The 12,901-nt window shown below is 65.1% G+C and carries 13 protein-coding genes; 8 read left to right on the top strand and 5 right to left on the bottom strand.

The genetic code is table 11. From position 1 onward, the window contains the following. Nucleotides 1–234 precede the first annotated feature (234 nt). Nucleotides 235–1,236 (top strand): AraC family transcriptional regulator, encoded by a 1,002-nt coding sequence (locus JVX91_RS14645; protein ID WP_205339878.1) that lies wholly within the window; start codon nucleotides 235–237, stop codon nucleotides 1,234–1,236. Between the two features lie 799 nt (nucleotides 1,237–2,035). Here JVX91_RS14645 and JVX91_RS14640 read toward each other — a convergent pair. Genes JVX91_RS14640 through JVX91_RS14630 form a run of 3 tightly spaced genes read right to left on the bottom strand, consistent with a single transcriptional unit; the run spans nucleotide 2,036 to nucleotide 4,721 of the window. Further along, nucleotides 2,036–3,379 carry an ATP-binding protein gene (locus tag JVX91_RS14640; RefSeq protein ID WP_205339877.1) on the bottom strand — a complete coding sequence of 448 codons (1,344 nt, stop codon included), beginning with the start codon at nucleotides 3,377–3,379 and terminating at the stop codon, nucleotides 2,036–2,038. Further along, nucleotides 3,376–4,053 (bottom strand): response regulator, encoded by a 678-nt coding sequence (locus JVX91_RS14635; protein ID WP_151186432.1) that lies wholly within the window; start codon nucleotides 4,051–4,053, stop codon nucleotides 3,376–3,378. The genes JVX91_RS14640 and JVX91_RS14635 overlap by 4 nt, the downstream gene beginning before the upstream one ends. Nucleotides 4,054–4,109: 56 nt before the next feature. Continuing rightward, entirely contained in the window at nucleotides 4,110–4,721 is a 612-nt protein-coding gene (locus JVX91_RS14630) for an outer membrane beta-barrel protein (protein ID WP_205339876.1), read from the bottom strand. Nucleotides 4,722–4,920: 199 nt separating this feature from the next. Here JVX91_RS14630 and napE point away from each other — a divergent pair, with 199 nt between their 5' ends. The 6 genes from napE to JVX91_RS14600 are packed head-to-tail and all read left to right on the top strand — an operon-like array spanning nucleotide 4,921 to nucleotide 9,515. Next, nucleotides 4,921–5,088, top strand: coding sequence for a periplasmic nitrate reductase, NapE protein (gene napE, locus JVX91_RS14625; protein ID WP_205339875.1), 168 nt, complete (start codon nucleotides 4,921–4,923; stop codon nucleotides 5,086–5,088). Nucleotides 5,089–5,098: 10 nt separating this feature from the next. Beyond that, nucleotides 5,099–5,575, top strand: coding sequence for a ferredoxin-type protein NapF (gene napF / locus JVX91_RS14620; protein ID WP_205339874.1), 477 nt, complete (start codon nucleotides 5,099–5,101; stop codon nucleotides 5,573–5,575). Beyond that, entirely contained in the window at nucleotides 5,568–5,876 is a 309-nt protein-coding gene (locus tag JVX91_RS14615) for a chaperone NapD (protein ID WP_205339873.1), read from the top strand. The genes napF and JVX91_RS14615 overlap by 8 nt, the downstream gene beginning before the upstream one ends. Next, nucleotides 5,873–8,377 carry a nitrate reductase catalytic subunit NapA gene (napA, locus tag JVX91_RS14610; RefSeq protein WP_205339872.1) on the top strand — a complete coding sequence of 835 codons (2,505 nt, stop codon included), beginning with the start codon at nucleotides 5,873–5,875 and terminating at the stop codon, nucleotides 8,375–8,377. The genes JVX91_RS14615 and napA overlap by 4 nt, the downstream gene beginning before the upstream one ends. A gap of 10 nt (nucleotides 8,378–8,387) precedes the next feature. After that, nucleotides 8,388–8,906 (top strand): nitrate reductase cytochrome c-type subunit, encoded by a 519-nt coding sequence (locus JVX91_RS14605; protein ID WP_205339871.1) that lies wholly within the window; start codon nucleotides 8,388–8,390, stop codon nucleotides 8,904–8,906. A gap of 9 nt (nucleotides 8,907–8,915) precedes the next feature. Then, nucleotides 8,916–9,515: a cytochrome c3 family protein gene (locus JVX91_RS14600; RefSeq protein ID WP_205339870.1), complete on the top strand. Its 600-nt coding sequence runs from the start codon at nucleotides 8,916–8,918 to the stop codon at nucleotides 9,513–9,515. A 422-nt stretch (nucleotides 9,516–9,937) separates the two neighbouring features. On the opposite strand, the gene JVX91_RS14595 is transcribed toward JVX91_RS14600, so the two are convergent. Continuing rightward, nucleotides 9,938–11,146, bottom strand: coding sequence for a lytic murein transglycosylase (locus JVX91_RS14595; RefSeq protein WP_205339869.1), 1,209 nt, complete (start codon nucleotides 11,144–11,146; stop codon nucleotides 9,938–9,940). Beyond that, nucleotides 11,143–11,814, bottom strand: coding sequence for a polysaccharide lyase family 7 protein (locus JVX91_RS14590; protein ID WP_205339868.1), 672 nt, complete (start codon nucleotides 11,812–11,814; stop codon nucleotides 11,143–11,145). The genes JVX91_RS14595 and JVX91_RS14590 overlap by 4 nt, the downstream gene beginning before the upstream one ends. Before the next feature lie 173 nt (nucleotides 11,815–11,987). On the opposite strand from JVX91_RS14590, the gene JVX91_RS14585 reads away from it, so the two are divergent. Continuing rightward, complete coding sequence (locus JVX91_RS14585) at nucleotides 11,988–12,788, top strand: dienelactone hydrolase family protein (RefSeq protein ID WP_205339867.1); 801 nt, start codon at nucleotides 11,988–11,990, stop codon at nucleotides 12,786–12,788. The last annotated feature ends 113 nt before the right edge of the window (nucleotides 12,789–12,901 follow it).

Genomic DNA, 12,901 nt, shown 5'->3' with positions numbered 1-12,901 from the left:
TGTGCCAGACCTTTAAAAAATAAGTAATCCCTTTAAATTCAATAACTTCCGCAAAAAGTCACGGCACGAGAAGGCCCCAATCTGGCGGATTCCCGCCTTCACCCTGGCGGATTTCCCGCCCTCTGGCGGGTATCCGCCACGGCCTTCGTACCGTAGATTGTAGAACCCCGGTCAGGTTTGATCGGGATTGCCGCGCAGCCGTTGGATACGCGGTCAGAACAACAAGGACCGCTCATGCGTGAACGCACCATTGCCAGCCATTTCGTCCGCGCTGCCGTGCAGGGCGCTGCCCGGAAGGGCCTGAACACCCAGGCGCTGCTACGCGACGCCGGAATCGCCCCGGCCATCCTCGACGAGCCCCGCGCACGCATCGATCCATCGCAGTTCACCCACCTGATGCAGTGCCTGTGGGAGGCGCTCGACGACGAGTACATGGGCTTCGGCGCCCTGCCCAGCAAGCGCGGCACCTTCGCCATGATGTGCAACGCCATCATCCACTGCCGCACGCTGGAGAAGGCGCTGGGGCGGGGGTCGCTGTTCTACGGCCTGTTTCCCGAAGCACCGCTGATCCATCTGGAGCGCGATGGCGACCGGGCGCGGCTGACGCTGGATGAAACCCACTTGCGCGACCCGGACCACTTCCTCGCCGAAAGCCTGCTGCTGATCTGGCATCGCCTGGCCAGTTGGCTGATCGGCCAGCGCATCCGCCTGGAGGAAGCCACCTTCAGCTATCCGGCTCCCGAACACGAGGCCGAGTACGACCTGCTCTTCCCCTGCCCTCGCCGCTTCTCCGCCGGCAGCACCAGCCTGCTGCTGCAGGCGCGCTACCTGGACATGCCGCTGCTGCAGGACGAACGCACGCTCAAGCACTTCCTCAAGGATTCACCCGCCGACCTGCTGGCCCGACCCGACGGCGGCGACAGCCTCACCAGCCAGATTCGCCGCCTGCTCGGCCGCGACTGCCGCAGCTGGCCGGACCTGGAGCAGGTTGCCGCGCAACTGCACATGAGCCCACAGACCCTGCGCCGACACCTGCGCGAGGAAGGGCCGAACTTCCAGGAATTGAAAGATCAGTTGCGCCGCGACCTGGCGATCTACTACCTGGGCCGCGACGAGCACTCCATCCAGGACATCGCCGACCAGCTCGGCTTCTCCGAACCGTCGGCGTTCCACCGGGCATTCAAGAAATGGACGGGGCTGACGCCGGGGGCGTACCGGGCGCAGCAGGGGGAGTGAAAGGAAGGCAGGCATCGCCCTGCAGGAGCGCGCCCCACCCACTACACAGGAATGGCCCTTGTAGGAGCGGACCTTGTCCGCGAAGCCCCTCTGCGGGATGTCGCGGATAAGATCTGCTCCTACGGAAGCAGGCCGATCAACCCGGCAGGCGAATGCGGAAGGACGCCCCGCCCGCTACGCAGGAACAGCTCTTGTAGGAGCGGACCTTGTCCGCGAAGCGCTTCTGCAGGATTTGGCGGATAAGATCCGCTCCTACGAAGGCAGGCCGATCAACCCGGCAGGCGAATGCGGAAGCACGCCCGTCCACTACGCAGGAATGGCTCTTGTAGGAGCGGACCTTGTCCGCGAAGCGCTTCTGCGGGATTTCGCGGATAAGATCCGCTCCTACGGAAGCAGGCCGATCAACCCGGCAGGCGAATGCGGAAGCACGCTCCGCCCACTACGCAGGAACGGCTCTTGTAGGAGCGGACCTTGTCCGCGAAGCACTTCAGCGGGATTTCGCGGATAAGATCCGCTCCTACGAAAGCAGGCCGATCAACCCGGCAGGCGAATGCGGAAGCACGCCCCGCCCACTACGCAGGAACGGCTCTTGTAGGAGCGGACCTTGTCCGCGAAGCACTTCTGCGGGATTTCGCGGATAAGATCCGCTCCTACGAAAGCATACTGATCAACCCGGCAGGCGCAGCTGAAAGCACGCTCCGCCCACTACGCAGGAACGGCTCTTGTAGGAGCGAACCTGTCCGCGAAGCACTTCTGCGGGATTTCGCGGATAAGATCCGCTCCTACGAAAGCCTGCCGATCAACCCGGCAGGCGTATGCGGAAGCACGCCCCGCCCAGCGCGGAATCCTCCAGCGCCAGCTCACCGTCGTAGCTATCGATGATGTCCTTCACCACCGCCGTGCCGATGCCCTGGCCAGCGTGCTGGGTGTCCAGGCGTTCGCCGCGCTGCAGGATGCGCTCGCGCTGGCTGGCCGGCACGCCGGGGCCGTCGTCCTCGATGATGAGCTCGAACATCCGGCCATCCTTCCGCGCGCTGACCTTCACCGTCGTCAGGCACAGCCGGTAGGCGTTCTCCAGCAGGTTGCCGAGCATTTCCAGCAACGCGCCTTTTTCCAGCGGCAGGACGAAACCCGTCGGGATATCGCGGGCGAGATTCACCTGCTTGTCGCGGTAGACCTTGTCCAGCGCGCCGCCGATGGTGTCCAGCAGCGGCTCCAGCGCCGCTCGGTGGCGGACCAGGCCACTCTTGCGCATCGTCGCACGCTGCAACTGGTAGCCGATCTGCTGGCTCATGCGTTCGATCTGGGTCTGCAGCACCTGCACCTGCTCGCGGTTCTGTGGCTGGTCGGCGAGGGTTTCGCTGACGCCCTGCAGCACCGCCAGCGGCGTCTTCAGGCTGTGGGCGAGGTCGCCCAGGGAATTGCGATAGCGCTCGCGCTGGGCACGCTCGCTTTCCAGCAGGCGGTTGACCGAATCGGTCAGGCGCAGCATCTCGTCGGGATGCTCGTCGCTCAGCCGCTCGCGATCGCCGGCCTCGATCTGGTCCAGCTCGGAGCGCAGCCCGCGCATCGAACGCAGCCCCCAGCCAAGGCCGAGCCAGAGCATCGCCATCAACAGCAGCAGCGCACCGCCGAGCCAGAAGTACAGCTGCTCGCGAAAGCCGCTGACCAGTTCGCGGAACTCGCTTTCCGGTTGCATGGTGACAATGCTGTAGGCCGCCTGCTTGCCGCCGAGCAGGTCGATTTCCACGTCATAGACGAAGAACTCCTGGCCGGAGGCATCGCGGATCCGGGTGAACTCATCGATCATCCCGTCGTACTTGGGCGAATACTCGACACTCTCGTCCTGGGCCGACGTGGAGCGCCACACCAGCTTGCCGGTCCGGTCGTAGATGAAACCCAGCAGCTTGGACTCGGGAAGGTTGAAGTCTTCCACCGGCAGATGCTCGGGCATGTTCAGCACATCGCCGTCGATGCGCGCCGACGACACCAGGGTCGCCACGTCCGCCGCCAGGCGCTGCTGGATCGCGTTCTCCAGCGCGATGCTGAAGGCCCGTTGCAGGGCCGGTAGCAGGGCCGCCATGAACAGGACGGCCAGGATCGCCGCGCCGAGCATCAAGCGAAAGCGCAGCGAGCGGATCATTTGCACAGCTCGTTGAAGATGTAGCCCTGGCCACGCACGGTATCGATGGGCTTGAAGCCCGCGGCGCTCTCCAGTTTGCGGCGCAGCCGGCCGACCAGCACCTCGATGACGTTCGGGTCGCGCTCGTCGTCATCCGGGTAGAGCTGCTCGATCAGGCGCTCCTTGGCCACCACCTGCTGGTGATGGCGCATGAGGTACTCGAGGATGCGGTATTCGAAGGCGGTCAGTTGCAGCGATTCGCCGTTGACAAGCGCCTGTTTGCGGTTGGTGTCCAGCACCAGCGGGCCAGCCTCGATGCTCGATTGGGCGAAGCCGCTGGAACGGCGCAGCAGCGCGTTCAGGCGAGCCTCCAGCTCCTCGAACTGGAAGGGTTTGACCACGTAGTCGTCGGCGCCGGCGGCCAGGCCTTCGACCTTGTCCTGCCAGTTGCCGCGAGCGGTAAGGATGAGAATGGGGAAGGTCTTGCCCTGGCTGCGGAACTCGCGGATCAGGTCCAGGCCGCTCATGCCCGGTAGCCCGAGATCGATCATCGCTAGGTCGTGATGGTATTCACTGGCGCGGTACAGCGCCTCTTCCGCGTTGGCCACGGCATCGACCACATGGCCTTGCTCGCCGAGCCGGGTATACAGGTGATGGCGCAGCAGCGCCTCGTCTTCCACCACCAGCAGTTTCATGCGCGTGCTCCCTGAGTCAGGCAACCGGGCCGCGCGAGGCCCGGTTGCAGTACCGGTCAGAACTTGTAGTTGGCGCCCAGGTAGAACTGGGAGCTGCTGTGCAGGTCGAGGGACCCGACCTTGCTGCCACCGTGCGGGCTCATCTCGGTACTCGCGTTGGTACGCAGGTAACGGTAGCCGCCTTCCACGGAGGCGTTCTTGCCGATTTCCTGGAGGATACCGGCTTGCGCACCGAGGGCGTAACCCACGTCGCTGTCGCGGCTGTAGCCCTTGGAGTCCTGCTCCAGCTTGACCAGGCCGGCGGTGCCGCCGCCGAACAGCTTGGTGCCCTGGTCGCCCAGCGGCAGGAAGGCGTCGTAGCTGCCGAGCAGGTTCTGCTGGCGCAGCTTCAGGCCGTTCTCGGTGTCGGAAACGTTTTCGTAGGTCACGTAGTAGCGGCCCTGCTCCATCTGCTGGCCGGCGCGAACGCCCCAGGTCCCGCTGTTGTTGATCACGCTGTCGAACTTGGGATTGTTCAGGTTGCGGTTCAGTGCATCGGATTTCTGGATGTTGTTGCTGGTTTCGCCCCAGGTCATACCGACGAAAGTGTCGGCTGCGTTGGCCGCGGTAGCGGCGATGCTGGCACCGAGGATGGCGCTGGCGAGGGCGACTTTCTTCATGATTTTCATGGGGATTCTCCCGTCCGAGGTCTGTAGATGTGTTGACGGAGAGAAGGTTACGAGGGGGGCACTGAACCGAACCTGTCGTACCGCTGAACCAGCGCTGAACGAATGCGCTGTATGAAAAAAGAATAACGATCGTAGGATTTTGCCCACACATTGCGCAGGGTCTAGTCTGATTCCCAGTCGTTGGCGGGAGGCTGACCAAATGACTGAAGAGACCGGACCCGGCACGGAGAAAGGCAAGGAGACCCGGCTGTTCCTGTTCCTCGTGATCTGCCTGTTCCCCCTGTTGTCCGTGGCCATCGTCGGTGGCTACGGCTTTATCGTCTGGATGGTCCAGCTGGTGGCGGGGCCTCCGGGCCCGCCGTCGTAGCCGCGCCGTGATGCTCGCCCGTCGCGCCCTGCTGCGGCGCCTGGGCGGTGCGCCCGAAGTACGTCGCCCGCCATGGACCTCCAGCGATTTCCCCGAAGGCTGCACGCGCTGCAATGCCTGCGTCGACGCTTGCCCCGAGCAGGTGTTGATCATCGGCGATGGCGGCTATCCGCAGCTGGACTTCACCCATTCGGGCTGCAGCCTGTGTGGTGACTGCGCGCACGCCTGTCAGGCCCAGCTGTTCGACCTGAACCGCGAGGCATTCCCCTGGCGCGCGCAGATCGACGAACACTGCCTGGCCCACGCCGGTATCCATTGCCGCAGTTGCGACGATGCCTGCGAACCCCGGGCGATCCACTTTCGCCCGCAGTTGGGCGGCCCTTCCCTGCCCGCCCTCGATTCGACCCTGTGCACCGGTTGCGGCGCCTGCGTTGCGCCCTGCCCCGGCAACGCCATCCACCTGACCCGTGAGGCCGACCATGCCTGACCCGCAAAGCATCCAGATCGCCAGCCTGCTCGTTCACACACGTCCGGAGCTGCTGGAGGCCGTGAAGGCCAACCTGCTGCGCCTGCCCGACCTGGAAGTCCACCAGCAGAGCCCGCAAGGAAAGCTGGTGGTGGTGCTGGAAGCGACCCACGAGGCAAGCATCCTCGACAACCTCAATGCCATCCAGAACCTGCCCGGCGTTCTCAACGCGGTGCTGATCTACCACGAGGTCGTCGAGTCGCCGGAAGCCCCGCAGATCGAGCCCCAACCCGAGCTGGCCCAGGCCGGAGGTGCAAGATGAACCTGACCCGCCGCCAGTTCGCCAAGGCCAACGCCGCCGCCATCGCCGCGGCCGCCGCCGGCCTGCCGATCCTGAGCTCCGCGACCAACCTGATCACCGAGGCGGACATGACCCGCCTGGACTGGAACAAGGCGCCCTGCCGCTTCTGCGGCACCGGCTGCAGCGTGATGGTCGCCACCCGCGACAACAAGGTGGTCGCCACCCACGGCGACATCAAGGCCGAGGTCAACCGCGGGATCAACTGCGTGAAGGGCTACTTCCTGTCGAAGATCATGTACGGCAACGACCGCCTGACCCGCCCGTTGCTGCGCATGAAGGACGGCAAGTTCGACAAGCAGGGCGAGTTCCAGCCCATCAGCTGGGACGCGGCCTTCGACATCATGGCCGAGAAGTTCAAGGCGGCGCTCAAGGCCAAGGGCCCGACCTCGGTGGGCATGTTCGGCTCCGGGCAATGGACGGTCTGGGAAGGCTACGCCGCCAACAAGCTGTTCAAGGCCGGCCTGCGCAGCAACAACATCGACCCCAACGCGCGGCATTGCATGGCCTCGGCGGTGATGGGCTTCATGCGCAGCTTCGGCATGGACGAGCCGATGGGCTGCTACGACGATATCGAGGCCACCGACACCTTCGTGCTCTGGGGCTCGAACATGGCCGAGATGCACCCGGTGCTCTGGTCGCGGGTCACTGACCGGCGCCTGAGCGCAGGGCAGGTGAAGGTGGCCGTGCTGTCCACCTTCGAGCATCGCAGCTTCGACCTGGCGGACATCCCCATGGTGTTCAAGCCGCAGACCGACCTCTACATCCTCAACTACATCGCCAACCACATCATCGAAAGCGGCGCGGTGAACCGCGACTTCGTCGACAAGCACACCCGCTTCGCCCACGGCGCCGAGGACATCGGCTACGGCCTGCGTCCCGACAACCCGCTGGAGCAGAAAGCGAAGAACGCGGACAAGGCCAACACCTGGACCGACATCGGCTTCGACGAATTCGCCGCCTTCGTCAAACCCTACACGCTGGAGCGCACGGCCAAGGAAACCGGCGTTCCCGCCGAGCGCCTGAAGGCCCTGGCCGAGCTGTACGCCGATCCGAAACGCAAGGTGGTGTCGTTCTGGACCATGGGCTTCAACCAGCACACCCGCGGGGTCTGGGCGAACAACCTGATCTACAACATCCATTTGCTCACCGGGAAGATCAGCGAGCCGGGCAACAGTCCCTTCTCGCTCACCGGCCAGCCGTCCGCCTGCGGCACCGCGCGCGAGGTCGGCACCTTCGCCCACCGCCTGCCGGCGGACCTGGTGGTGACCAATCCGAAGCACCGCGAGACTGCCGAGAAAATCTGGAAACTCCCCGCCGGCACCATCCAGGAAAAAATCGGCTTCCACGCCGTGCAGCAGAGCCGGATGCTCAAGGACGGCGTGCTCAACGTGTACTGGACCCAGGTCTGCAACAACATGCACGCCGGGCCGAACATCATGCAGGAGGTCTTGCCGGGGTGGCGCAACCCGGAAAACTTCGTGATCGTCTCCGACGTGTACCCCACGGTCTCGGCCCAGGCCGCCGACCTGATCCTGCCCAGCGCCATGTGGGTGGAGAAGGAAGGCGCCTTCGGCAACGCCGAACGCCGCACGCAGTTCTGGCACCAACTGGTGAAGGCGCCGGGCGAGGCGAAGTCCGACCTCTGGCAACTGGTGGAATTCTCCAAGCGCTTCACCACCGACGAGGTCTGGCCCGCGGAGCTGCTGGCCAAGGCGCCGCAGCTCAAGGGCAAGACGCTCTACGAGGTGCTCTTCAAGAACGGCCAGGTCGACGCCTTCGGCAGCGAGGAGATCGCCAAGGGCTTCGAGAACGACGAGGCCAAGGCCTTCGGTTTCTATATCCAGAAGGGCCTGTTCGAGGAATACGCCAGTTTCGGTCGCGGCCACGGTCACGACCTCGCGCCCTTCGACGCCTACCACGAGGCGCGCGGCCTGCGCTGGCCGGTGGTGAACGGCAAGGAAACCCTCTGGCGCTACCGGGAGGGCTACGACCCCTATGTCACCGCCGGCAGCGGCGTGCAGTTCTATGGCTACCCGGACAAGAAGGCGATCATCTTCGCCCTGCCCTACGAGCCGCCGGCCGAGGCTCCGGACAAGGAATATCCCTTCTGGCTCTCCACCGGCCGCGTGCTCGAACACTGGCACACCGGCTCGATGACCCAGCGCGTGCCGGAGCTGTACAAGGCGGTGCCCGACGCAGTGGTCTACATGCACCCCGACGATGCGCGCGAGCTGAAGATGCGGCGTGGCAGCGAGGTGAAGGTGATCAGCCGGCGTGGCGAAATCCGCGCGCGCATCGAGACCCGCGGGCGCAACAAGCCGCCGCAGGGCCTGGTGTTCGTGCCTTTCTTCGATGCCAACAAGCTGATCAACAAGGTCACGCTGGACGCCACCGACCCGATCTCCAAGCAGACCGACTACAAGAAATGCGCGGTGCGCATCGAACTGGTCAGCCTGGCCTGAGGAGCGCGCGATGAACAAGACGATCCCTACCCTGCTGCTGATGCTGCTCGCCCTGCCGGCCCTGGCCGCCGAGGTGAACTATCCGCTGGACGCCCCGGCGCCGGATGGCCGCCGCCCCGGCGGCACCATCGCCGAGGACCGCCCGGCGCCGCCGCTGGCCAACGACGAGAACAAGGACATCCGCCGCGAGCGGGCCTATCCCGAGCAGCCACCGACCATCCCCCACACCATCGCCGGCTACCGTATCGACACCAACTCCAACAAGTGCCTGTCGTGCCATAGCCGCGCGAACAGCGCGCGGGTGCAGGCGCCGATGATCAGCATCACCCACTACATGGACCGCGACGGCCAGGCCCTCGCCGCCGTCGCGCCACGGCGCTACTTCTGCGTGCAATGCCATGTGCCGCAGAAGGATGTGCAACCGCTGGTGGGCAACACCTTCGAGGACATCGACAAGATCCTCCAGCGTGACGCGGCCGCCGGGAAAGCGACCGGCAAAGCCGACGGCACATCGACCGGCAATCCCTGAGGAGGCGCCATGAAATCTCTGTTCGCCTGGCTCAAGGGCTACTGGATCGTCCTGCGCCGCCCCAGCGTGCACTACAGCCTGGGCTTCCTGACGCTGGCCGGGTTCATCGCCGGGATCATCTTCTGGGGCGGTTTCAACACCGCGCTGGAAGCGACCAACAGCGAAGCCTTCTGCACCTCCTGCCACGAAATGCGCGACAACGTCTTCGCCGAACTCAAGGACACCATCCACTACACCAACCGCTCCGGTGTGCGCGCCACCTGCCCGGACTGCCACGTGCCGCACAAGTGGACCGACAAGATCGCGCGCAAGATGCAGGCCTCCAAGGAGGTCTGGGGCAAGATCTTCGGCACCATCAACACGCGGGAGAAATTCCTCGATCACCGTCGTGAACTGGCCGAGCACGAATGGGCGCGGCTGAAGGCCAACGACTCGCTGGAGTGTCGCAACTGCCATAACTTCCAGTTCATGGACTTCACCCGCCAGAGCCAGCGCGCCCGGCAGATGCACTCCACGGCCCTGGCCTCGGGCGAGGCGACGTGCATCGACTGCCACAAGGGCATCGCCCACCACCTCCCGGACATGACGGGGGTGAAGGGGTGGGAATGAGCCTTGCCTGAACCCCAACCGCGGACAGAGTTCGCTCCTACGAGATACCTCTGCGCTTGGGGCGGCCCTCACCCTAACCCTCTCCCAGGGGGAGAGGGGATCGTTCGGTGCAAGATGAAACCTTCGCGTCAGTCGACTCGGACTGCCCCCTCTCCCTGAGGGAGAGGGGATCGTTCGGTGCAAGATGAAACCTTCGCGTCAGTCGGCTCGGACTGCCCCCTCTCCCAGGGGGAGAGGGGATCGTTCGGTGCAAGATGAAACCTTCGCGTCAGTCGGCTCGGACTGCCCCCTCTCCCTGAGGGAGAGGGCTGGGGTGAGGGGGACGTAGGCGCGGACTCCCTGACAACACTCGACTCAGCGGTTCGCGGCACAAAAGAAAAGCCCCGGCCAAGGCCGGGGCTTCGTTGCTCAGCAACGCGCTGTCAGCTCCCCTTCAGCGCCTTCAAAATCTTCTGCCCCGCACGCCCATCCGCCGGCGTCAGGCCCAGCTTGTTCTGCTCCTGCTGGATCGCCTTGCGCGTCACATCGCCAATCATGCCGTCGGGCTTGCCGATATCGTAGCCGCGCTGGATCAGCAGCTCCTGCAGCTCCTTGCGCTGCGCCCGGCTCAGGCCCGGATCGTCGGTCGGCCAGGGCGTGCGCAGGCCCGGCTCGCCGCGCAGGCGGTCGGACAGCAAGGCGATGGCCAGCGCATAGCTTTCCGCCGCGTTGTAGGAATAGATCGCGTCATAGTTGCGCAGCACCAGGAAGGCCGGCCCGTTCGCCCCCGCCGGCAGCAGGATGGCGGCCTTGGAGTCGAGGCTGGGAATCGGCTTGCCGTCGATGCGCTTCACGCCACGGCTGGTCCAGTCGGACAACGCCCGGCGCTTGGTGCGCCCGGCGAGCGAGGCATCGAACCCCGCCGGCAACTTCACCTCGTAGCCCCAGGGCTGCCCTTCGCGCCAGCCGGCCTTGCGCAGGTAGTTGGCGGTGGACGCCAGCGCATCGGCGGTGCTGCCCACCAGATCACGGTGACCATCGCCGTCGAAGTCCTCGGCGATACGCGCATAGGTCGAGGGCATGAACTGCGTCTGGCCGAAGGCGCCGGCCCAGGAGCCGGTGATGCCGCTGTCGCGGATATCGCCCTGCTGCAGCAGCTTCAGGGTGGCGATGAACTCGCCCTGGAAGAACGACTGACGGCGCCCGTAGCAGGACAATGTCGACAGCGACACCAGCAACGGGCGCTTGCCGGTGATGCGGCCGTAATCGCTCTCCACGCCCCACACGGCCACCACCGTGGCGGGGTCGACCTGGTAACGCGCGGCGACCTTGCGCAGCAGATCGGCGTGTTCGGCCATGCGGGCCTTGCCGTCAGCGACGCGCTGTTCGTCCACCAGCCCGGCCAGGTAATCCCAGATCGGCGTGGTGAATTCGGGCTGGGCATCCAGCAGCGGCAGCACAGTCATGTCCGGCTGCAAGCCTTTGGTGAACTGCGCAAAGCTGGCAGCACTGACGCCCTTGGCCTGGGCGGCTCCCTGCAGGCGATTCATGCAGGCGCCGAAATCATCGCCCGGCGCGGCCTGCGCGAACGCCACCGGCAGCAGCAGGGACAGGGCGAGAGACGCGCGCGAGGCGATGGAGGAAATCTTCATTGGTGTCGAATGCTCAGATCGGTGAAGGTGGCGCGCCCGCCCTCGGTGGCCGGGCCGCGATTGTCCTGCAGGTAGAGGCCTGCCTTGAAATACAGGCCCTGATAGGCCCATTGGGTGTCCAGTTGCTGGCTGACGTGGCCCTCGTTCACCTGCACGCTCAGCACACCACTGGTGGAAACACCCAGCCGGTAGGTGAAGGACTCGCCCAGCGGAATGCCATCGTAGACGGTATAGGTCCGTGTGGTGATGTCATCGGGCCGATCGCGAACCAGCGCCTGTACCCGCGCCTTGTCCAGGCGCTGCTGATAGACCAGCTTGACCAGCGGCAACGCCTCGGCACTACCGCTGCCATTGCTGTGGATCTGTCCGATCACCATGCGCCGACTGGAAGGCACCGACTCGACCCGCAGGGTGGCGACCATCAGGTTATCCGCCAACGGATAGCGCCAGGTGTGCAACCGGCCATCGGGCTTGGTCTCGCGCAGTTCGGTGCGCGGATACTCGCTGCCCGAGGTGTGGGCGCCGTTCACCGGCACCCAGAACTCCACGCCGTTGGCGCTGCGGTGGAAATACGGGCTCTCGTAGTCACGGCCCAGTCTCGCCGTGGAGATGGTCGCGGCCGGGCCGCGCTGGGGGATGGTCAGATTCCAGGTGCTCAGGTCCAACATCGGCCTATCGCTTCGCGGGGACGGAACATGGGCGCAAGGGTAGACGAGGCTATCGCACTTTTCATCCGCCATCCGCGCGCTTGAGCGGTTGTGACGCATGCGTGCCCACCATCGGCCTGGATATGACTATTGTTTAAGGCTCCCCCCAACGACCATCGCCACGGAGATTCATCATGCGCCTGCTCACCGCTTTGTTGCTGTTCGCCTTCGCGGCCAGCGCCTCAGCCGCCATCAAGACCCAGGAGATTCCTTACGAATCCACTGACGGCACGAAAATGATCGGCTACTTCGCCTACGACGACGCCAAGTCCGGCATTCGTCCCGGCGTCATCGTCGTCCATGAATTCTGGGGGCTGAACGACTACGCCAAGCGCCGCGCCCGTGACCTCGCCGCGCTGGGCTACAGCGCACTGGCCATCGACATGTACGGCGACGGCAAGCACACCGACCATCCCAACGACGCCAAGGCTTTCATGGCCGAGGCGCTGAAGAACGCCGATGCCGCCAAGGCGCGCTTCCAGGCCGGCCTCGAACTGCTGAAGAAACAGCCACAGACCGACCCGAGCAAGATCGCCGCGATCGGCTACTGCTTCGGCGGCAAGGTGGTGCTGGACATGGCCCGCGCCGGCCTGCCGCTGGCCGGCGTGGCGAGCTTCCACGGCGTCCTGGCGACCGATACGCCGGCGCAACCGGGGGCGATCAAGGCGAAGATCCTGGTCGAGCACGGCGGCGCCGACACCCTGGTGCCCGCCGAAAGCGTGGCCGCCTTCAAGAGCGAGATGGACAACGCCAAGGCCGACTACAAGCTGGTGGTACAACCGGGCGCGAAGCACAGCTTCACCAACCCTGACGCCGACATGCACAAGGGCCATGGCCTGGACGTGGGCTACGACAAGACCGCCGACCAGAAGTCCTGGGCGGACCTGCAGGCGTTCTTCAAGGAAATCTTCGACGTGAAACCCGACGCGCAGTAAAAACGCCGCGCAATAAAAAACGGGAGCCCATTCGGGCTCCCGCACTCAATCAAGTGTAAAAGTCAGAGCCCGCCTTGGCGGCACTCCAACAACAACCTCACCTGCGTCCCTTG

The organism is Pseudomonas sp. PDNC002 (assembly GCF_016919445.1).
Classification (GTDB): Bacteria; Pseudomonadota; Gammaproteobacteria; order Pseudomonadales; family Pseudomonadaceae; genus Pseudomonas.
This window is presented reverse-complemented; position numbering and strand designations above follow the sequence as displayed.